We start from the raw sequence: 19,711 nt of genomic DNA, 5'->3' as shown, positions 1-19,711 counted from the left end.
AGGTGGCTATCAACCTTCTGAGCGGATGACCGGGCTCGAACCGGCGACCTCAACCTTGGCAAGGTTGCGCTCTACCAACTGAGCTACATCCGCACGCCCCGCCAGGTCGCGTTGTAACGCGGGGCACGAGGAGAAACATTAACCCATGGACCGCCGACTCTCCCAACCGACCCCCTTCGGCGTGGCGCAGGGCACCGAGCGGGCACGACGAAGGCCCCGGACCGCTCCCGCAGTCCGGGGCCCAAGGACCTCCGGTGGGCGATACTGGGTTTGAACCAGTGACCTCTTCCGTGTCAAGGAAGCGCGCTACCGCTGCGCCAATCGCCCGGGGACGGCGCCACCGGGGTGGCGCCATCAGAGCGGATGACCGGGCTCGAACCGGCGACCTCAACCTTGGCAAGGTTGCGCTCTACCAACTGAGCTACATCCGCACTCGCGGTCGGCATCGCTGCTGACCGCGCTGGGCGAGATTAGCCCACCTCGGGCACAGATTCCAAACCCGAGGGTCCGGACCTCCCCTCGCCACCCTCGCGCGGGGTCGTATCGTGCGGTCATGCCGACGCACGAGGTCACCAACCAGGTCCCGCCCTACGGGGGTCACGACGTCTTCGCGAGCGATCCCGTCGTCGCACAGGGCGTCGATCGCTGGGTCCCCGACGAGCACCTTGCCGTGACCACCAGCGAGCTGTCCGCGCTCGGCCGACTCGCCGGATCCGACGAGGCCGCCGAGCTGGCCGACCGCGCCCAGCGCAACATCCCCCGCCTCGTGACCCACGACCGCTGGGGCCACCGCATCGACGAGGTCGAGTTCGACCCCGCGTGGCACGCCCTCATGGGGCACGCAGCGGCGGCCGGCCTGACGGCGGTCCCGTGGACCCGACCGTCCGGCAGCGGGGCGCACGTGACCCGCGCCGCGGCCTTCCTCACCTGGAGCCAGGTCGAGCCGGGGCACATCTGCCCGATCACCATGACCAACGCCGCGGTCCCCGCCCTTCGCCACTCCCCCGAGCTGGCCGACCGGTGGACGCCCAAGCTCGCCTCCCGCGACTACGACTTCGGCCTGCGCGAGGTCGGCACCAAGGCGGGCGCCATCGCCGGCATGGGCATGACCGAGAAGCAGGGCGGCTCCGACGTCCGGGCCAACTCCACCCTCGCCGTGCGCACCCCCGGTGGTCCGCTGACCGGCGAGACCTACCGGCTCACCGGGCACAAGTGGTTCTGCTCCGCACCGATGAGCGATGTCTTCCTCGTCCTGGCCAAGACCGCCGAGGACGCCCCGCCGAGCTGCTTCCTCGTGCCGCGGGTGCTCGAGGACGGCACGCGCAACCCCTTCGCCCTGCAGCGGCTGAAGGACAAGCTCGGCGACCGGTCCAATGCCTCCTCGGAGATCGAGCTCGACGGCACCTGGGGCGCGCTCGTCGGCGAGGAGGGGCGCGGGGTGCGCACGATCATCGACATGGTCTCGGCGACCCGGCTCGACTGCGTGCTCGGCTCCGCCGGCACCATGCGCGCGGCGCTGACGCGGGCGGTCCACCACACCCGGCACCGTCGGGCCTTCGGGGCGCTGCTCGTCGACCAGCCGCTCATGCGCAACGTGCTCACCGACCTCGCGCTCGAGTCGGAGGCGGCCACCCTCCTCGGGCTGCGACTCGCCCACGCCCTCGACGAGGACGACACCGAGCTGACCCGGCTCGGCGTCGCGGTCGGCAAGTACTGGGTGTGCAAGCGGACCTCTCCCTTCGTCGCGGAGGCCCTGGAGTGCCTCGGTGGCAACGGCTACGTCGAGGAGCACGGCTTGGCCCGGCTCTACCGGCAGGCGCCGCTCAACTCGATCTGGGAGGGCTCGGGCAATGTCAACGCCCTCGACGTCCTGCGCGCGATCTCCCGCGAGCCCGCGTCCCTCATGGCGCTGCTCAAGGAGGCCTCCGTCGCCCGCGGGCACCTCGCCGCGCTGGACACCGCGCTCGACGACCTCGAGCGCGACTGCGCCGGGCTCGCTGCCCTCGACGGGGTCGAGGTCGCCGCGGGCGCCCGACGGCTCGTCGAGCGGCTGGCGGTCACCCTGCAGGCGAGCCTGATGGTGCGGCACTCCCCCGCCGAGCTCGCCGAGGCCTTCGTGGCCTCACGCCTCGACGGCCGCCGCGGCGAGAGCTTCGGCACGCTCGACGCCGGCCTGGTGATGGCCGCCGGCGCCACGGCCATCGAGCGGGCCACGGTCACCGCCTGAGGCACTGGAGCGTGTGTCCGGTCTGCATTGCCGTAGGGCAATGCAGACCGGGAGTGTCAGGTCTTCTTGAGCCGCTTCAGTTCGGCCGCGACGTCGAGGTCGGCCACGGGCCACTGCGGGTCGAGCTGCTCGAGGTGCTCCTTGAGCAGCTGCATCACGGCCAGCCGCGCAAACCACTTGCGGTCTGCGGGCACGACGTACCAGGGCGCGACGTCGGTCGAGCACTTGTCGATGACGGCCTGGTAGGCCTCCTGGTAGTCGGCCCAGTGCTCACGCTCGTCGATGTCGCCGGGGTTGAACTTCCAGTGCTTGTCGGGACGCTCGAGGCGCTCGGTGAGTCGCGACTTCTGCTCGTCCTTGCTGATGTGGAGCATGACCTTGATGATCGTCGTGCCCTTGTCGGCGACGCTCTCCTCGAAGGTGTTGATCTGCCCGTAGCGGCGCGACCACTGGGCCCGCGGGACGAGGTCGTGCACGCGCACGATGAGCACGTCCTCGTAGTGGCTGCGGTCGAAGACGCCGATCATGCCGGGCTCGGGCAGCGCCTTGCGGATGCGCCAGAGGAAGGGGTGCTTGCGCTCCTCGGCAGTCGGCGCCTTGAAGCTGGTGATGTCGACGCCCTGGGGGTCGACCGCGCCGACGACGTGCCGCATGATCCCGCCCTTGCCGGCGGTGTCCATCCCCTGCACGACGAGCAGGACGCTGCGAACGCCGCCCCCCTTGGACTCGGCGAAGAGCCGCTCCTGCAAGTCGGACACGACGTCGGTCAGCTCGGCGAGGGCCGCCTGCCCGGCCTCCTTGTCCCCGTCGAAGCCCGGCGTGCTGCGCGGGTCGATCGACGCGAGGTCCGTGCCGGGGTCGGCGCGCAGGGCCTCGCTGAAGGACGCGGCAGACGACTTCTTGGCTGACTTCTTGTCCTTGACCATTACCGCATCATGTCAGCACCGCGGCTACTGGGGCAGACTCGACGCCATGCGGATCCTCAGCGCGGACGCCCCCGCGGCCGATGTCACCCCCGGCTCCCCCGTCGACGACGACCTGCTCGACCGGCTCTACGCCCACCCCGGCCCCCTGCTGCGGTTGAACTTCGTCAGCACCCTCGACGGCGCCGCCACCGGCCCCGACGGACTGTCGGGCTCGATCAACTCCCCCGCCGACCACCGGGCCTTCACCGCGATGCGACGCGCCGCCGACGTCGTGGTGGTCGGTGCCGGCACCGCCCGAGCCGAGGGCTACGGGTCGGCGGGGCTGCCCCTCGTGGTCGTCTCGCGCCGGGGTGTGCTCCCCGAGACCCTGCGCGGCGCCGAGCGGGTCGTCCTGGCGACGACCCGCGCCTCCGGCATGGACGAAGGGGAGGACCGCTGGCTGTGCGGGGACGAGACGGTGGACCTGGCGCAGGTCCTCGAGCGCGCGCGGTCCGCCTTCGGACCCCACGTGCTGTGCGAAGGCGGCCCCTCGCTCGCCGCGGACCTGGCCGCCGCCGGCCTCGTCGACGAGCTCGGGCTGACGTGGACGCCCCGGCTCGTCAGTGGCCACCGGGTGGAGCACCCGCGCATCCTCGACGGCGAGGGGCTCTCCCTTCGCCTGACGTCGCGGCACCTGCTCGAGGAGGACGGGACGCTCCTCGGCCTGTGGCGCCTCACGCGCTGAGCGGGTCTAGCGCACGAAGTCCACGACCGTGTCGGTCCACCGTCGCGGGTCGACGTTCCACTCCTTGCAGTGGCGAGCCAGCGACCACGGGACGAAGGTCACCAGGTCGGGGCGGGCCGCGGCGAGCGCCTCGCTCGGGCCGACGGGCACGAACTCGTCGTCGCGCGAGTGGATGAGCAGGATCTGGTGCTGGAGCTCGTCGGCCCGCTTGACCCAGTTGGTGCGAGCGACGTCGACGCTCTCGGAGACCCCGACGAGCCGGCGGGCCCAGTGCTGGCCCATGAGGGCGCTGCCGAGGTGCGAGACGGGCGCCGGGACCCGGTGCAGCTCGGCGTGGTGGCGCAGCACGTCGCCCCAGTCGACGACCGGGCCGTCGAGCACCGCCCGTGACACGTCGGCTGCCAGCGGCGACCGGTCGAGGAACTGCAGGACGATCGCCCCGCCCATGGACCAGCCGACGAGGACGATCTCGCGGGCGCCGCGGGCGAGCGCCAGACGGACGGCGTCCTCGATGTCGCGCCACTCCGACAGGCCGAGGTTGTAGCGGCCGTCGGGGCCGCGGGGGGCATCTCCGTCGTTGCGGTAGCTGGGCACGAGGCAGGTCAGGCCGGCGGCGTGGAGCGCCGGGATGGCGCGCAGCGTCTCGTGGCGACGGGCACCGCGGCCGTGGACGAGCACGGCCCACCGGTCGCCGCTGCCGCCCGGGACGACCCAGGCGGGCATCGGTCCGAGCTGGGCCGGGACGGCGACGTCCTGGGTCTCCAGCCCGAGGTCGGCGCGCGGGTCGCGGCCGTAGTAGTAGCCGTTGAAGCGGGCCGGCCCGGGCTGCAGCACGCCCTCGTCGACTTCGAGCAGCTCGCGGCGCACCCGCTGGCGGCGGTGGTCGACCTCGAGCACGCTGCCGATGCGGGCGTGGCCGCGGCCGCCGTCGAGCCACAGCCCGTAGCGGCCGGGCACGAGCAGGTCGGGGGTGCCGGAGAGGGTGACGCTGTCGGAGTGGATGACGTGGATCTCGGTGTCGTCCGGCCGCACGAGGTCCGGGGTGAGCACCTTGCGGGCGAAGTAGGTGCCGGCGCCGACCCAGACGGACCCGGCACCGACGAGGGCGGATCCCGTGGCGACCGCGCCATAGGTCAGGGCGCGCTCGGCAGCCGTCCGTTGTGTCACGGCGTCATCGTCTCAGATGTCGTGCCCCACGGGCAGAATGTGGTGAGTGACGCCACTTCCCGCTGACCTGCTCCTCGACCCGATGCTCGCCAAGGCTGTCAAGGACGTGCCGGCTGCCGACGCCGTCGAGGGGGGCTACAGCTACGAGCCGAAGTGGGACGGCTTCCGCTGCCTCGTGCGCAAGGACGGCGACGACGTCGAGCTCATCAGCCGCGGCAAGAAGCCCCTGACGCGCTACTTCCCCGAGCTCGTCGCGGCGATCCGTGAGCACCTGCCCGGCAGCGCGGTCGTCGACGGCGAGGTCGTCGTGCGCAGTGGCGAGCCGGGCGCGCAGCGCCTCGACTGGGAGGCGCTGGGTCAGCGGATCCACCCCGCCGAGTCGCGGATCACCAGGCTGTCGCAGGAGACGCCCGCGGAGCTGATCGCCTTCGACCTGCTCGCCGTCGGTGACGAGGACGTGACGGACTCCCCCTTCGCGGAGCGGCGGGAGCGGCTCGAGTCGCTCTTCGACGGCATGGCGAAGGGAGCGCCGCTGCACCTCACGCGGGTCACCCGTGACGCCGACGAGGCCCGCGACTGGTTCACCCGCTTCGAGGGCGCCGGGCTCGACGGGGTCGTCGCCAAGGCGCTCGCCTCGCCCTACTCCCCCGGCAAGCGCACGATGCTCAAGATCAAGCACAAGCGCACGGCGGAGGCGGTCGTCACCGGCTATCGCGTGCACAAGTCCGGCCAAGGCGTCGGCTCGCTGCTGCTCGGGCTGTACCAGGACGGGCAGCTCTTCAACGTCGGCGGCATCGCCGCCTTCACCGCGAAGCGCCGGCTCGAGCTCGTCGACGAGCTCGAGCCGCTCGTGCGGCGTGACGCGGAGGGCAACGTCGAGCACGCCGAGACGGACCGGTCCCGGTTCAGCTCGGGCAAGGACGTGAGCTTCGTGCCACTGCGGCCCGAGCGGGTCGTCGAGGTGGCCTTCGACCAGCTCGAGGGGTGGCGCTTCCGGCACACCGTGCAGTTCCTGCGCTGGCGGCCCGACCGCGAGCCCGAGTCGTGCACGCTCGATCAGATCGACCGGGCCGCGGCGTACGACCTGGGCGAGGTCCTCGACTGACGCGGTGACGTCGACGCCTCGGCACGCGACGAAGGCGCGCGCCCGGGGCTGGGCCCGACGTCGTTGCGCGAGCGACCCGGCTAGCCTGCCGAACATGGGGATCACCAAGGACAACCACAACGTCACCGTCGACGGCCGCCCCGTGCGCGTCGTCGGCACCACGGGCCTGGTCAAGGCCACTTGGGAGCTCTTCGAGGGGGACGAGCTGCTCGCCTCCACGACGATGGTCTCGGGCAGCGAAGACCTCGTCGGCACCCTCTCGACCGGCACAGAGGTCACCGCCGCGATCACCCAGTCGATGGTCGGGCCCAGCCGGGTCGTCGTCTCCGCGGCCGGTGAGACGGTGGCGGAGTTCGACGGCTTCGTCGCCTGAGGGGCGCTGCTACTCCTCGACCCGGTTGCCGTCCTCGTCCCAGTGCTCGGCGACCTTCTTGCTCGGCTGCACGCGAGGCGGCTCGCCCGGCATCTTCGGGTAGTCGGGCGGGAAGTTGAGCTCGCCGCCCGGCAGGGTCTCCCACAGGTCGAGGAGCGGCTCGAGCGAGTGGGCCGTGTCGTCCATGTCGGCCCACGGGTCGCCGTCGGCCAGGTGGTCGAGCACGGTCGTGATGTTGTGCTCGGCGGGGTCGGTGACCTCGGCGATCTGCTCCCACGTCATCGGCGTGCTCACGGGTGCACCGGGTCGGGCGCGCAGGCTCCAGGCGCCGGCGATGGTGCGGTCGCGGTTGTTCTGGTTGAAGTCGACGAAGATCCGCTCGCCGCGCTCCTCCTTCCACCAGGCCGTCGTCACCCCGTCGTCACGCCGCTCGAGCTCGCGGCCGAAGCCGATCGCCGCGTGCCGCAGGTCCTCGAAGGACCATCGCGGCTCGATGCGCACGTAGACGTGGATGCCGCGGTTGCCGCTCGTCTTGGGGTAGCCCCGCATGCCGAGGTCCTCGAGGAGCTCGCGCGCGACTCCGGCGACGCGCTGCACGTCGGCGAAGGTCGTGCCCGGCTGCGGGTCGAGGTCGATGCGCAGCTCGTCGGGGTGGTCGACGTCGGGCCGGCGTACCGGCCACGGGTGGAAGGTCAGCGTGCCCATCTGGGCCGCCCACACCAGGGCCGCCGGCTCGCTCGGGCACAGCTCCTCCGCGGTCCGCCCGCTCGGGAAGGTGATGCCGACCGTCTCGATCCACTCGGGCGCTCCCCGGGGCAGCCGCTTCTGGTAGAAACCGTCGGCGTCCTTGTCACGCGGGCCGACGGCCAGCCGCATGCCCTCGCGCCACCCGTCGGGCCAGCGCTCCATCGCCGTGGGGCGCTCGCGGATCTGGCGCATCATCGCCTCACCCACGGCGGCGTAGTACTCGCACACCTGCAGCTTGGTGATCTCGGGGGTGCGGTCGGTGGCCTCGTAGATCACCCGGTCGGGGCTCGAGACGCGCACCTCCCGGTCGCCGGCGGGCACCATGACGGCGGGGGTCTTGGCCATGCGGTCAGCGTATGGGCTGCCACCGACGAAGGGGGGCGGCTCCCCCCTTCGTCCCGTCGGGTGATCGTCACGCGACGTTCACCCGCTCGCGCTGCGCGCAGCACCCGGCGGTTCTAGTGTGCCCGTGGCCACACCCACCCCTTCCCAGGAGCCCACATGCCCTCCCGTCGTCGCCGCGTGCTCGCGGCACTGACCATCGCGCCGCTCGGCCTCACCGGCCTCGCGGTGCTTGCCCCGAGCGCCTCCGCCGCCTCCCCCGACCTCGTCATCTCCGAGGCCTACGGGGGTGGCGGCAACTCGCGCGCCACCCTCCGCAGCGACTTCGTCGAGCTCGCCAACCGCGGCCAGGCCGACGTCGACCTCACCGGCTGGACGCTGCGCTACTACTCGGCCAGCGGCACCACCCCGCAGACGACCACGCTCAGCGGCGAGGTGAGCGCCGGCGGGCGCTACCTCGTCAAGCAGGCCGACGGCGCCAACGCCTCGCTTCCCGCGCTGCCGACGCCGGACGCGACCGGCACCGTGGCGATGTCCTCCTCGGGTGCCCGTGTCGAGGTCGTGCGCCCCGACGGCCAGGTGGCCGACCGTCTCGGCTGGGGGGCCGCGACGACCGCTGAGGGCGCACCCGCCGACGCGACCGACAACACGACCTCGGTCGCGCGGACCGACGTCTGCGCCGACACCGACAACAACACCGCGGACTTCGCGGTGGGTGCTCCGACGCCGCAGAACTCCTCGACCCCGCCGGTCGTCTGCGAGCCCGACGACGGCGAGGAGCCGCCCGTCGACGAGCCCGAGACGATCGCCGAGATCCAGGGCCGGCACCACCTCTCCCCCTTCGACGGCGCCAAGGTCAACGGTGTCGAGGGCGTCGTCACCGCCGTCTCGTCCTCCGGCTTCTGGCTGCAGAGCACGACGCCGGACGACGACGAGGCGACCTCCGAGGCCGTCCTCGTCTACACGCGCTCGACGCCGACCGTCGCCGTGGGCGACACGGTGACCGTCGACGGTGTCGTCGACGAGTTCCGCCCCGGCGGCTCCAGCGGCTGGGACAACCTCACGACGACCGAGATCGTCTCGCCCGTCGTGACGAAGACCGGCACCGGCGACGTGCCCGAGCCGGTCGTCCTCGGCGAGGACCGCACCGCGCCGCAGCAGACGATCGACGCCGAGGACCCCAAGAGCGTCGAGTACGACGACGCGGCCTTCCGCCCCGACCGGGACGCGATCGACTTCTACGAGTCGATGGAGGGCATGCAGGTCGGCGTGCGCGACGCCGAGGTCGTCGGGCCGACCGGCTACGAGATCCCCGTCGTGCCAGGCAGCGCCGTCGAGGCGACGCGTTCGTCGGCCGGCGGTGTCGTCTACGGCGGCTACGACCAGCCCAATGCGATGCGCGTGCTCGTCGACGACGTGCTGCTGCCGAGCGGCTCGCTGCCCGACGCCGATGTGCGTGACCGCCTGCCCGGCCTGGTCGCCGGGCCGCTCGACTACTCCTTCGCCAACTTCAAGCTGCTCGCCACGCAGGTCCCGACGATCGAGGACGGCGGGCTCGAGCGTGAGGTGACCCAGCCGCAGCACGACCGGGAGCTGTCGGTCGCCTCCTTCAACGTGGAAAACCTGGCGCCGGGCAACGACCAGAGCAAGTTCGACCGGCTCGCCGGTCAGGTCGTCACCAACCTGCGCAGCCCCGACGTCATCGCCGTCGAGGAGGTCCAGGACAACAGCGGCCCGACCGACGACGGCACCGTCGACTCCTCCGCGACGACCGACAAGCTCATTGCGGCCATCGAGGCCGCCGGCGGGCCCACCTACGAGGCCCACTGGGTCGACCCGCAGGACAAGGCCGACGGTGGTCAGCCCGGCGGCAACATCCGCAACGTGCTGCTCCACCGCACCGACCGCGACATCGACTTCGTCGAGCGCAGCTCCGGCGCCGCCGACCACGCGACGAGCGTCGCGAAGGACAAGAAGGGCCCCTACCTCACCGAGTCGCCCGGTCGCGTCGCGCCGTCGTCCGAGGCCTTCGCCGGCTCGCGCAAGCCCCTCGTCGGCGAGTACCGCTTCCGCGGTGAGCGCGTCTTCGTCGCCGCCGTGCACTTCAGCTCGAAGGGGGGCGACGACCCGCTCTTCGGTCGCTGGCAGCAGCCGGTGCGCTCGAGCGAGGAGGCCCGTCACGAGCAGGCGCGCGAGGTGCGAGCCCTGGCCGACGACCTGCTGGCCGCCGACCCGGAGGTGAAGTTCGTCGTCGCCGGTGACGTCAACGACTTCGAGTTCAGCGAGACGAGCGACATCCTCGCCGACATCGTCGAGGGCTCGGGCACGACGGCGATGACCGACCTGCCGCGCACGCTGCCCGCGTCGGAGCGCTGGACCTATGTCTACGACGGCAACAGCCAGGTGCTCGACCACATCTTCGTCTCGCCGGCTCTGGCGACGCTCGACTCGAAGAAGAAGAACGCCGGACCCTTCCGCCCCGGCAAGGGGCACCGGCCGGCCTTCACCTACGACATCGTCCACACCAACTCGCCCTTCGCCGACCAGGACAGCGACCACGACCCGCAGGTCGTGCACCTGGACCTGAAGAAGTGAGCTGATCTCCCTTCGCCCCACGGCGTGCGACGGCCCCCGGATGATCCCCGGGGGCCGTCGCGTTGCATGATGAGCAGACCGATCGACGAGGAGCCTGACGATGATGGAGCCCACCGGCCGCGACTACGCGGTGACCAAGTCCGACGAGCAGTGGCGCGAGGAGCTGTCGGCCGACGAGTTCTCCGTCCTGCGGGCCGCGGGCACCGAGCGGCCCTTCACCGGTGAGTACACCGACACCAAGACCGAGGGCGTCTACGCCTGCCGTGCCTGCGGCACCGAGCTCTTCACCTCGGACACGAAGTTCGACAGCCACTGCGGCTGGCCGAGCTTCTACACCCCGCTCGCCGAGGACCGGGTCGAGTACATCCAGGACGACTCGCTCCCCGGCCGCCCCCGCATCGAGGTTCGCTGCGCCAACTGCGGCAGCCACATGGGCCACGTCTTCGAGGGCGAGGGCTACGACACCCCGACCGACCAGCGCTACTGCATCAACTCGATCTCGATGACGCTGCGCCCCGCTCAGGGCTGAGGGGCTGGTACCTCACCCGCCCCACAATTTCCGGGTCACCCGAGAAACTGCCCCTTCGCAGGAGTTTGAAACTGCTGCGAAGGGGCAGTTTGTCTTGTCAACCTCAGGCGGCCGCAGCGAGGGCATCCCGCACCGCGCGCACGATGCGCTCGGCGTGGAAGAGGTCAGCCCAGGTCACGCGGATGACGACGTAGCCGAGGGACCTGATCCGGTCCTCGCGCTTCTTCTCCCGGAAGAGCGCATCGGGCCCACCATCCGTGTACTTGACCTTGCCGTCGAACTCGAGGAGCACGTGGGTGCCCTCGATGCCCAGGTCGACACGGGCGACGACCACCCCGTCACCGTCGGCGATGCGCACCTGCGAGTCGACGCGGTAGCCGGCACCACGCAGGATCGCGCGAGTGACGCTCTCTCCCAGCGACTCCGCCCGCCCATCGGACCAAGCAATGGCGCATCGAGCCCGGGACGAGCGGGGCCACGCGGCGATCTCGCCCAGCCCCGCTTGCAGCGCGTCGGTGTCCGTGGCGCCGGTGTGCAGGGCCGCGTCGATGGACGCGATCCCAGCCGGGATGCCGTGGTCCATCGTCAGCTGGAGGAGCGAGGTCGGCAGATCCGTCGCCGGCCCCCAGTCGGTCTCCACCGACGCATGACGAAGGGGGCGTATCCGCAGCTGCGCAGTCCGCGCCTCCCTGACGATCGGTCGCGCAATGTCGCCCGGCAGCGCCGGCACCTCGAAGAGCGGGATGCCATGAGCGGCGACGGCGGGCGCTCCGACGAGCACGGCGTCCTCGTAGGAGCGCAGTGCTGCGCGGGCCACGAGGTGACGCTGCTCGTCGACCGTGAGAGGGCCGGGTGACGTGTACACACCACGACAGACCCGGACGATGAGCCGACGGTGCACGGCGGCGGCGATGACGCGGTCACGCACCCCCGCGCGCACGGCGTCCTGGCGCGTGAAGAGACCGTCGGGCAGCCGCAGCAGATCGGCGAAGAGGTCGCTGGTGACGTCGATCATGGGACCACGGTGCTGGTCCCGCGGCCCGGCTGACCCTCCCTTCGTCCGGCTGTGGACGAGAGCCACACAGCACCGAAGGGTGTGGACGCGGCCGGCTCAGCAAGAGAAACTGCCCCTTCGCAAGGGTTTCAAACCCTTGCGAAGGGGCAGTTTCTCGGGTGACCCGGAAATCGTGGGGCAGGTGGGACCTGAGCCGCCGCGCCGCGTCAGCGCAGGCCGGCCACCAGGGCCTCGACGCTCACGCGCGGGCCGGTGAAGAAGGGGATCTCCTCGCGCACGTGCAGGCGCGCCTTGGAGGCCCGCAACTCGCGCATGAGGTCGACGATGCGGTGCAGCTCGTCGGCCTCGAAGGCGAGAATCCACTCGTAGTCGCCGAGGGCGAAGGCGGGGATGGTGTTGGCGCGCACGTCCGGGTAGTCCTTGGCCATCGCCCCGTGCTCGGCGAGCATGAAGCGGCGGTCCTTGTCGTCGAGGACGTACCAGTCGTAGGAGCGCACGAAGGGGTAGACGCACACGTAGTCGCGCGGCTCCTCCCCCGCCATGAAGGCCGGGACGTGGCTGCGGTTGAACTCCGCCTGGCGGTGGACCGCGGCGTTGGACCACACCGGGTCGAGGTGCGCGCCGAGCTCGGTGCGCAGCAGTCGCTTGTAGGCGTCCTGCAGCAGCTCGATGTCGTCGGCGTGCCACCACACGAGGATGTCGGCGTCGGCGCGCAGGCCCGCGACGTCGTAGACGCCACGGATACGCACGCCGCCCTCGGTGAGCTCAGCGAAGAGCGCCTCGACCTCCTGCGTGATCGCCGCGCGGTCGTCGTCACCGACGGGCGTCACGAGCGCGAAGGCGCTGAACATCGCGTAGTGCACGCTGCTGTTGATCGCCTCGAGCTGCTCGCGCGTGGGCTTGGCGGGGACGGGCCGGGTGGTCATCGGTGCTCCTGTCGAGGGGTGGACGAAGGGGGAAGTGCGTCGAGGATCGTCGTGGCCGTGGCGGCGGCCCCGGTGAGGACCGCGCCGATGCCCACACCGTCGTAGGCCGCCCCGGTGACCTCGATCCCGGGCAGGTCGGCCACCGCGGCGCGGACCGCGGCGACCCGCTCAGTGTGCCCGAGGTCGTACTGCGGCAGCCCGCCGCCCCAGCGCTGCACGTGGTGGTCGACCGGCGTGGGCAGCGGCGAGCCCACCGCCTCGCCGATCTCGGCGAGCGCCGCGGCGACGAGCTCGTCGTCGTCGCGCTGGAGGGAGGCGACCTCGCCCGCGCGCCCTGCCGAGGCGCGCAGCAGGACGACCTCCCCGCCGGCCTCGCGGACCCAGGCCCACTTCGAGGCGCTGAAGGTGCTCGCCTTGATCGCCTTGCCCTCGAGGGCCGGCACGAGGAAACCGCTGCCCGGAAGCTGCGGCGTGGTGGCCGCGGGCAGCGCCATCGTCATGACCGCCATCGAGGCGTACTCGATGCCGGCGAGCGCGGACGACGCGGCCGGCGCGTGGCCGGCGAGCAGGCGAGCGGTCGGGGTCGCGGGCGTGGCGAGGACGACGTGGTCGGCGTCGTGGACGACGGGCGCGGTGGTCGCCCCGGCGATGACCTGCCAGCCGGTGGGCGTGCGCTGCAGGCGCCGCACGAGGCTCCCGGTCCGGATCCGACCGCCGGCGGCGACGACGGCATCGGCCAGGGCGTCGGCGAGCCCCCCGATGCCCCCGCGCAGCCCCATGACGCGTGGTCGCGGCGGGGTCCCCGGCGGCGGGAGCAGCCCGTAGACGGCCTCGGTCATCGACCGGCCGTCGGCGAGCGCCGCCCACAGCAGCGGCATCGTCGCGCGCAGCGACAGGCGGTCCACCCGCCCGGCGTAGACGCCGCCGAGGAGCGGCTCGACGACCCGGTCGACGACGGCACGGCCGTGGACGTTCGCGACCGCCTCGGCGACGGTGACGTCGTCGCGGTCCACGACGAAGGGGGTCGGCTGCGTGGCGCGGGCGACCTCCCCTTCGTCGAGGAGACCGGAGGGGTCGCAGTCGTGACCGGGGACGCCCATGAAGGTGCGGGCCGGCACCGGGTGCCGTCGGCCGCGGGACCAGATCGAGGCGGGCACCGGCTCGGGGTGGACGATCCGGTCGGCCAACCCCAGCCCGGTGACGAGCTCTCGGGCGGCGACGCTGCTGGCGACGACCGACTCGGCGCCGACGTCGACCCGCACACCGCCGACCTCCTCGCGGCGGACCTTGCCACCGGGGCGGTCGCCCCCGTCGAGGACGGTGACCTCGAGGTCGGGGCGGGAGCTCAGGAGGTGGTGGGCCGTGGCCAGACCGGCGAGTCCGCCACCCACGACGACGACCGAAGGGGGCATGCCCCCACTCTCCCACCGCCGCCCGCGTCGGGAGGAACCGGCCCGCACGGAACCGTCCGCACGGCGGCCCCGTCACACCCATGACAGCGAAGGGAGCAGACCCGACGCACGACGCAGGGGTGATCGAGATGAGCAACACACGAGGGACGACACGGTGGACGACGGCACGCTGGGCGGCGCTGGTCGCCGCGGGCGGGGTGACCCTGGCGGGCTGCGCCGGCGGTAGCGACAGTGGCAGCGACGTGGCACCCAGCATGTCCACGACCCAGAGCTCCGGGGACGGGCAGAGCGAGTCGGCCGCCGGTGGAGCGGCGCCGGGCTCAGCGCAGGACGCGTCAGGGCGGGACTCGTCAGGGCAGAGTGACCAGCAGCGGTCCAGCGCCAAGGCATCGGACACGACGCCGGCCGGGACGCACGTGGCCCGTTCCGCGGAGCTGTCGCTGACCGTGGGGGACGTCGACCAGGCCAGCGCCAAGGTGCGCTCGACGGCCAGGCGTGCCGGCGGCTATGTCTCGAGCGAGGACTCGCGGGCTGATGACGGGTCGCGCGGCGACTGGGCGGAGATCACCGTCACCGTCCCCGTCGACGAGCTCGACGCGACGATCACCAAGCTTGCCGACGTCGGCGAGGTGACCCACCGTTCGGCCGAGGCGGAGGACCTCACCTCGCAGTACACCGACACCGACGCCAGGGTGCGCACGATGACCGCCTCGGTGGAGCGACTGCGCAAGCTCATCGACTCCGCCGACGACCTCGACCAGATCGTCTCGCTCGAGAGCCAGCTGTCGACGCGCGAGGCGGACCTCGAGGCGCTGAAGAGCCAGCAGAAGTCGCTCGAGAAGCGCACGACGACGGCCCCGATCACAGTGAGCCTGACGACCGAGGACGCACCGGCCGACGAGCCCGAGGAGGAGCGCACCGGCTTCCTCGCCGGGCTGGGCTCCGGGTGGTCGGCGTTCACCGACGCACTGGCCGTCGGCATGACCGTGCTCGGCGCGGTGACCCCCTTCGCCGTGACGCTGGCGATCCTCGGAGCGCCGCTCGTGTGGTGGGTGCGCCGCCGTCGGGCGGCTCGTCCCGCAGCCACGCCTGCGACCCCGACCGCGGAGGCCTGAGCCCCGAGCGGCTCAGCGCGCGCTGACCTCGTGGACCAGCTCGACGACCCGGGTGAGGACCACGGGGTCGGTGTCGGGCAGGACGCCGTGGCCGAGGTTGAAGATGTGGCCGGGGGCGGCCCGGCCCTCGTCGAGGATGCGCCGCACCTCGCGCTCGACGACCTCCCAGGGGGCGAAGAGCAGCGCCGGGTCGAGGTTGCCCTGGACCGGCTGGTCCCCGCCGACCCGCTCGATGGCCTCGGCGAGGTTGACGCGGTAGTCCACGCCGATGACCTCGGTGCCGGCAGCGGCCATGTCGGGCAGCAGCTCGCCGGTGCCGACGCCGAAGTGGATCCGCGGGACGCCTGCGTCGGCCAGCGCGGCGAGGGTCGCCTGGGTGTGCGGCAGGACGTAACGGCGGTAGTCGGCCTTGGAGAGGAAGCCGGCCCACGAGTCGAAGAGCTGCAGGGCGCTGGCGCCCGCCTCGACCTGGACCTTGAGGAAGGCGGCGGAGATCTGCGTCAGCCGGGCGCACAGGTCGTTCCACAGCTCGGGGTCGCCGTGCATGAGCGACTTGGTCAGCTCGTGGTTGCGGCTGGGCCCGCCCTCGATGAGGTAGGAGGCGAGGGTGAAGGGGGCACCGGCGAACCCGATGAGCGGGGTCGGGCCGAGCTCGAGGACGATCCGCCGGACCGACTCGGCGATGTCGGGGATCATGTCGGCGGTCAGCTCGGGGATCCGGTCGAGGTCCTCGCGAGAGGCGAAGGGCTCGTCGAGGACCGGTCCGACGCCCGGCTCGATGTCGATGTCGACGCCGGCGGCCTGCAGGGGGACGACGATGTCGGAGAAGAAGATCGCGGCGTCGACCCGGTGCCGGCGCACCGGCTGCAGGGTGATCTCGGTGACCAGGTCGGGCGTGCGGCAGGCCTCGAGCATGTTGGTGCCGCGTCGGACCTCGCGGTACTCGGGAAGGGAGCGACCGGCCTGGCGCATGAACCACACCGGGGTGTGCGGGACGGTCTCCCCGCGGGCCGCGCGGACCAGGGGGCTGTCGGAGGGCGAGGCAGAGGTGGTCACGGGCCGCATCCTCCCATGCCCGTCCGGCGTGCCCTCCCGCGCTGGCGGCCGTCGGCGACCTACCCTCGCAGGGTGGCCACCCGAGAGATCTCCGACGCCCAGTCGCCGGACTTCGCGCACGCGCTGCGCAGCCTGCACGAGTCGCGGCTGCGCCCCGAGGTGCGCCTGACGGAGGTGCCCGCGCCCAGCCGCCTGGCACCCCACGCCGTCGCCATGACCGCCGACATCGTCGACGCCTCCGACGGCGAGGACCTGGCGACCGGGCGCTTCGTGCTGCTGCACGACCCGAGCGAGCCGGAGCCCTGGGGCGGCGCGTGGCGCGTGGTGACCTTCGCCCGGGCCGAGCTCGAGCCCGAGGTCGCCGGTGACCCGATGCTCGGCGCGGTCGGCTGGTCCTGGCTCACCGACGCGCTTCAGGCGCACGGGATCGCGCCCGGCAACCTCGCCGGCACCGTGACCCGGGTCGTCTCCGAGTCCTTCGCCGACCTCGAGGAGCGCGAGCCCGACGTCGAGATGGAGATCCGCGCGTCGTGGACCCCGGCCGACTCGGCCGTCGGTGTGCACCTGCAGGCCTGGGTCGACATGCTCGGCACCGTCGGCGGGCTCCCGCCCCTGCCCGCAGGCGTCACGGCTCTCCCGGGGCGCCGCCGGTGAGCGACGAGCCCGTCACGGACGAGGCAGCGGAGGCGCCCGCTCCGCTGCCGGTGCTCACCGAGCCCGCCGAGGGCGTCCCGCCGGTCATCACGAGCGAGTCCGAGCTCGACGACTGCGCGGCGGCGATCGCCGCGGGCGTCGGACCGGTGGCGCTCGACGCCGAGCGTGCGTCCGGATATCGCTACGGGCAGAGCGCCTACCTCGTCCAGGTACGTCGCGAGGGCGCCGGGACCTGGCTCATCGACCCGGTGACCCTGCCCGACCTGACACCTCTCGACCGGTCCATCGGCACCGGTGAGTGGATCCTGCACGCGGCCACCCAGGACCTGCCCTGCCTGCGCGAGGTAGGTCTGGTGCCACGGCAGATCTTCGACACCGAGCTCGCCGCGCGCCTGCTCGGGCTCCCGCGCGTCGGGCTCGCCGCCGTCATCGAGCACTACCTCGGCATCAGCCTGGCCAAGGAGCACTCCGCGGTCGACTGGTCGACCCGACCGCTGCCCGAGCCGTGGCTGCGCTACGCGGCGCTCGACGTCGAGGTGCTCGGCGAGCTGCGCAACCTCATGGGCGCGGACCTGGCCTCCCAGGGCAAGGGCGAGTGGGCGCGACAGGAGTTCGAGGCGCTGCTGTCCTGGCGCCCGGCCTCCAAGGAGGACCCGTGGCGACGCACCTCCGGCCTGCACAAGATCCGTCAGCCGCGCGTCCTCGCCACGGTGCGCGAGCTCTGGTACGAGCGAGACCGCATCGCGCGCGACCGCGACACCTCGCCGGGTCGGGTCATCCCCGACACCTCCCTCGTCGACATCGCCCTCGCCGACCCGCACGCCCCCGCTGACCTGCCTCGCGGCCACCGGGCGATCCAGCGCAGTCAGCGGGCCTGGCTCGACGCTGTGGCCCGGGCCCGCAAGCTCCCCGACGCCGAACTGCCGCCGGCCTCGGTCAAGGCCGACGGCCCTCCCCCGCAACGCTCCTGGCCCAGCCGCGACCCGCTCGCCGCCGAGCGGCTGGCCACCACCCGCGAGACCCTCGGCGCCTTCGCCGAGGCACACACGGTCCCGATCGAAAACGTCTGCTCCCCCGACCCGCTGCGCCGGGTCGTGTGGAGCCCGCCGGCCGAGCGCACCCCCGCGGCCTTCGCCGCCGCCCTCGCCGACCTCGGCGTGCGCCCCTGGCAGCGCGAGATCGTCGCCCCGATGCTCGCCGACGCCTTCGCCGCCCACCCCGACGCCTGACGGGCACCCGCGGGGTCGCGACCCCGCTTCCGGTAGAGGTTCCAGCGACCGGATAGTCGGACGCGCTTACCTCGACCCGGCAGTCGAGGGCGGCCCGCGGGAGCGGGTGGAGGTACCAGCGACCGGATAGTCGGACGCGATCACCTCGACCCAGCAGTCGGCGGGTGAGGGGCAGGTCGGAGGGCACCGGGGTCTCGAGGCTCGGCCGTGGACGGCCTCCCACCTCGACCAGCGAAGGGGGAACGTGGGCGGGGTCACGCGAGGCGCACCTGTCGCAGGTGAGCAAGCGCTTAGTAGCCTCAGAGGCGTCGGGTGGAACCGCCCGGCTGCTCCTGCACCACGACAGAGAGGCCCACCGTGCCCCGCACTTCACGCGAGGTCGTTTTCGTCGACGGCGTCCGCACGCCCTTCGGCAAGGCCGGGGAAAAGGGCATGTACGCCCAGACCCGCGCCGACGACCTGGTCATCAACTGCATCCGCGAGCTCATGCGCCGCCACCCCGAGCTCCCGCCGGAGCGGGTCGAGGAGGTCGCGATCGCGGCGACGACCCAGATCGGCGACCAGGGCCTGACCCTGGGCCGCATGGCGTCGCTCCTGTCGGGCCTGCCCAACACCACCCCCGGCTACTCCGTCGACCGCATGTGTGCCGGCGCGATGACCGCGGTGACCAACATCGCCGGCGCCATCTCCTTCGGCTCGATCGACGTCGCCGTCGCCGGTGGCGTCGAGCACATGGGCCGCCACCCCATGGGTGAGGGCGTCGACCCCAACCCGCGCGTCGTCGCCGAAAAGCTCGTCGACCCGTCCGCACTCGTCATGGGCAAGACGGCCGAAAACCTGCACGACCGCTACCCCACGCTCACCAAGGAGCGGTCGGACGAGTTCGCCGTCAACAGCCAGCGCAAGCTCGCGCAGGCCTACGAGGACGGCAAGATCCAGCCCGACCTCGTCCCGACCGCCACCCGCCACGCTGACAAGGGCTGGGGCCTGGCCACGGCAGACGAGCCCCCGCGCCCGCAGACGACGCTCGAGTCCCTGCAGAGCCTGAAGACCCCCTTCCGCCCGCACGGCAAGGTCACGGCCGGCAATGCCGCCGGTCTCAACGACGGTGCCACGGCCTGCATCCTCGCGGCCGAGGAGACCGCCCAGGAGCTGGGCCTGCCCGTCGGCATGCGCCTCGTCGAGTTCGCCTTCGTCGGCGTCGAGCCGGAGGTCATGGGCTACGGCCCCGTCCCCGCCGCGGAGAAGGCTCTGGCCAAGGCCGGCCTGACGATCGACGACATCGGTCTCTTCGAGCTCAACGAGGCCTTCGCCGTGCAGGTGCTCGCCTTCCTCGAGCACTTCGGCATCGCCGACGACTCCGACAAGGTCAACCGCTACGGCGGCGCCATCGCCACCGGGCACCCGCTCGCCTCCTCCGGCGTGCGCCTCATGACGCAGCTGTCCCGGCAGTTCGCCGAGGACCCGAGCGTCCGCTACGGCATGACCGCCATGTGCATCGGCATCGGCATGGGTGGCGCCGTCATCTGGGAGAACCCGCACCACGCCGACTACGGCAAGGAGAACTGA

The 19,711-nt window shown here is 72.4% G+C and carries 17 protein-coding genes and 3 tRNA genes; 10 read left to right on the top strand and 10 right to left on the bottom strand.

The features are described 5' to 3' along the window. Positions 1-20: 20 nt before the first annotated feature. The 3 genes from H7A72_RS07095 to H7A72_RS07085 all read right to left on the bottom strand — a co-directional run bounded on the left by H7A72_RS07095 (position 21) and on the right by H7A72_RS07085 (position 431). A tRNA-Gly gene (locus H7A72_RS07095) sits at positions 21-93 on the bottom strand. A 162-nt stretch (positions 94-255) separates the two neighbouring features. Beyond that, positions 256-327: transfer RNA gene (locus tag H7A72_RS07090), tRNA-Val, on the bottom strand. Positions 328-358: 31 nt separating this feature from the next. After that, positions 359-431: transfer RNA gene (locus H7A72_RS07085), tRNA-Gly, on the bottom strand. A gap of 122 nt (positions 432-553) precedes the next feature. Here H7A72_RS07085 and H7A72_RS07080 point away from each other — a divergent pair. Beyond that, a complete protein-coding gene (locus H7A72_RS07080) occupies positions 554-2,227 on the top strand; it encodes an acyl-CoA dehydrogenase family protein (RefSeq protein WP_185222096.1) in 1,674 nt (557 codons plus the stop codon). A gap of 56 nt (positions 2,228-2,283) precedes the next feature. On the opposite strand, the gene H7A72_RS07075 is transcribed toward H7A72_RS07080, so the two are convergent. Further along, the gene (locus H7A72_RS07075; RefSeq protein WP_185222095.1) at positions 2,284-3,153 is read right to left on the bottom strand and encodes a polyphosphate kinase 2 family protein; all 870 of its coding nucleotides are present in this window, start codon (positions 3,151-3,153) and stop codon (positions 2,284-2,286) included. A gap of 46 nt (positions 3,154-3,199) precedes the next feature. On the opposite strand from H7A72_RS07075, the gene H7A72_RS07070 reads away from it, so the two are divergent. Then, a complete protein-coding gene (locus H7A72_RS07070) occupies positions 3,200-3,877 on the top strand; it encodes a dihydrofolate reductase family protein (protein ID WP_185222094.1) in 678 nt (225 codons plus the stop codon). Between the two features lie 6 nt (positions 3,878-3,883). Here the strand turns inward: H7A72_RS07070 and H7A72_RS07065 are convergent, their stop codons facing one another. Beyond that, on the bottom strand, positions 3,884-5,044 hold the full coding sequence (locus H7A72_RS07065) for a S9 family peptidase (protein ID WP_084452686.1): 1,161 nt from the start codon (positions 5,042-5,044) through the stop codon (positions 3,884-3,886). A gap of 46 nt (positions 5,045-5,090) precedes the next feature. Between H7A72_RS07065 and H7A72_RS07060 the strand changes: the two genes are divergently transcribed. Both H7A72_RS07060 and H7A72_RS07055 read left to right on the top strand, forming a co-directional pair. Further along, positions 5,091-6,149 carry an ATP-dependent DNA ligase gene (locus H7A72_RS07060; protein ID WP_223277822.1) on the top strand — a complete coding sequence of 353 codons (1,059 nt, stop codon included), beginning with the start codon at positions 5,091-5,093 and terminating at the stop codon, positions 6,147-6,149. A gap of 94 nt (positions 6,150-6,243) precedes the next feature. Beyond that, positions 6,244-6,522 (top strand): hypothetical protein, encoded by a 279-nt coding sequence (locus H7A72_RS07055; protein WP_084452682.1) that lies wholly within the window; start codon positions 6,244-6,246, stop codon positions 6,520-6,522. Between the two features lie 9 nt (positions 6,523-6,531). Here H7A72_RS07055 and H7A72_RS07050 read toward each other — a convergent pair whose 3' ends face one another. Continuing rightward, complete coding sequence (locus tag H7A72_RS07050) at positions 6,532-7,614, bottom strand: DNA polymerase domain-containing protein (protein WP_084452680.1); 1,083 nt, start codon at positions 7,612-7,614, stop codon at positions 6,532-6,534. 156 nt (positions 7,615-7,770) lie between these two features. Between H7A72_RS07050 and H7A72_RS07045 the strand changes: the two genes are divergently transcribed. Continuing rightward, complete coding sequence (locus tag H7A72_RS07045) at positions 7,771-10,206, top strand: lamin tail domain-containing protein (RefSeq protein WP_185222093.1); 2,436 nt, start codon at positions 7,771-7,773, stop codon at positions 10,204-10,206. Positions 10,207-10,309: 103 nt separating this feature from the next. Continuing rightward, positions 10,310-10,735, top strand: coding sequence for a peptide-methionine (R)-S-oxide reductase MsrB (gene msrB / locus H7A72_RS07040; protein WP_185222315.1), 426 nt, complete (start codon positions 10,310-10,312; stop codon positions 10,733-10,735). 103 nt (positions 10,736-10,838) lie between these two features. Here the strand turns inward: msrB and H7A72_RS07035 are convergent, their stop codons facing one another. The 3 genes from H7A72_RS07035 to hemG form a co-directional block, all read right to left on the bottom strand. After that, on the bottom strand, positions 10,839-11,750 hold the full coding sequence (locus H7A72_RS07035; protein ID WP_185222092.1) for a type IV toxin-antitoxin system AbiEi family antitoxin domain-containing protein: 912 nt from the start codon (positions 11,748-11,750) through the stop codon (positions 10,839-10,841). Between the two features lie 206 nt (positions 11,751-11,956). After that, positions 11,957-12,676, bottom strand: coding sequence for a hydrogen peroxide-dependent heme synthase (hemQ, locus tag H7A72_RS07030; protein WP_072624474.1), 720 nt, complete (start codon positions 12,674-12,676; stop codon positions 11,957-11,959). Then, the gene (gene hemG / locus H7A72_RS07025; RefSeq protein WP_185222091.1) at positions 12,673-14,088 is read right to left on the bottom strand and encodes a protoporphyrinogen oxidase; all 1,416 of its coding nucleotides are present in this window, start codon (positions 14,086-14,088) and stop codon (positions 12,673-12,675) included. The genes hemQ and hemG overlap by 4 nt, the downstream gene beginning before the upstream one ends. Before the next feature lie 128 nt (positions 14,089-14,216). Between hemG and H7A72_RS07020 the strand changes: the two genes are divergently transcribed. Then, the gene (locus H7A72_RS07020) at positions 14,217-15,203 is read left to right on the top strand and encodes a DUF4349 domain-containing protein (RefSeq protein ID WP_185222090.1); all 987 of its coding nucleotides are present in this window, start codon (positions 14,217-14,219) and stop codon (positions 15,201-15,203) included. Positions 15,204-15,215: 12 nt separating this feature from the next. Here H7A72_RS07020 and hemE read toward each other — a convergent pair whose 3' ends face one another. Further along, entirely contained in the window at positions 15,216-16,268 is a 1,053-nt protein-coding gene (hemE, locus tag H7A72_RS07015; protein ID WP_072624471.1) for a uroporphyrinogen decarboxylase, read from the bottom strand. A 63-nt stretch (positions 16,269-16,331) separates the two neighbouring features. Between hemE and H7A72_RS07010 the strand changes: the two genes are divergently transcribed. From H7A72_RS07010 to H7A72_RS07000, 3 genes are all read left to right on the top strand, one after another. After that, positions 16,332-16,913: a DUF3000 domain-containing protein gene (locus H7A72_RS07010; protein WP_223277821.1), complete on the top strand. Its 582-nt coding sequence runs from the start codon at positions 16,332-16,334 to the stop codon at positions 16,911-16,913. After that, the gene (locus tag H7A72_RS07005; protein WP_185222088.1) at positions 16,910-18,142 is read left to right on the top strand and encodes an HRDC domain-containing protein; all 1,233 of its coding nucleotides are present in this window, start codon (positions 16,910-16,912) and stop codon (positions 18,140-18,142) included. Before H7A72_RS07010 ends, H7A72_RS07005 begins: the two co-directional genes overlap by 4 nt. A gap of 357 nt (positions 18,143-18,499) precedes the next feature. Next, positions 18,500-19,711, top strand: coding sequence for a thiolase family protein (locus H7A72_RS07000; RefSeq protein WP_084452664.1), 1,212 nt, complete (start codon positions 18,500-18,502; stop codon positions 19,709-19,711).

Source organism: Janibacter sp. YB324 (assembly GCF_014217915.1).
GTDB classification, from domain to species: Bacteria; Actinomycetota; Actinomycetes; order Actinomycetales; family Dermatophilaceae; genus Janibacter; species Janibacter indicus.
This window is presented reverse-complemented; position numbering and strand designations above follow the sequence as displayed.

Coding starts and splice junctions, on each gene's coding strand:
- H7A72_RS07080 (WP_185222096.1), top strand. CDS start 554: ATGCCGACGCACGAGGTCACCAACCAGGTCCCGCCCTACGGGGGTCAC.
- H7A72_RS07075 (WP_185222095.1), bottom strand. CDS start 3,153: ATGGTCAAGGACAAGAAGTCAGCCAAGAAGTCGTCTGCCGCGTCCTTC.
- H7A72_RS07070 (WP_185222094.1), top strand. CDS start 3,200: ATGCGGATCCTCAGCGCGGACGCCCCCGCGGCCGATGTCACCCCCGGC.
- H7A72_RS07055 (WP_084452682.1), top strand. CDS start 6,244: ATGGGGATCACCAAGGACAACCACAACGTCACCGTCGACGGCCGCCCC.
- H7A72_RS07050 (WP_084452680.1), bottom strand. CDS start 7,614: ATGGCCAAGACCCCCGCCGTCATGGTGCCCGCCGGCGACCGGGAGGTG.
- H7A72_RS07045 (WP_185222093.1), top strand. CDS start 7,771: ATGCCCTCCCGTCGTCGCCGCGTGCTCGCGGCACTGACCATCGCGCCG.
- msrB (WP_185222315.1), top strand. CDS start 10,310: ATGGAGCCCACCGGCCGCGACTACGCGGTGACCAAGTCCGACGAGCAG.
- H7A72_RS07035 (WP_185222092.1), bottom strand. CDS start 11,750: ATGATCGACGTCACCAGCGACCTCTTCGCCGATCTGCTGCGGCTGCCC.
- hemQ (WP_072624474.1), bottom strand. CDS start 12,676: ATGACCACCCGGCCCGTCCCCGCCAAGCCCACGCGCGAGCAGCTCGAG.
- hemG (WP_185222091.1), bottom strand. CDS start 14,088: ATGCCCCCTTCGGTCGTCGTCGTGGGTGGCGGACTCGCCGGTCTGGCC.
- H7A72_RS07020 (WP_185222090.1), top strand. CDS start 14,217: ATGAGCAACACACGAGGGACGACACGGTGGACGACGGCACGCTGGGCG.
- hemE (WP_072624471.1), bottom strand. CDS start 16,268: ATGCGGCCCGTGACCACCTCTGCCTCGCCCTCCGACAGCCCCCTGGTC.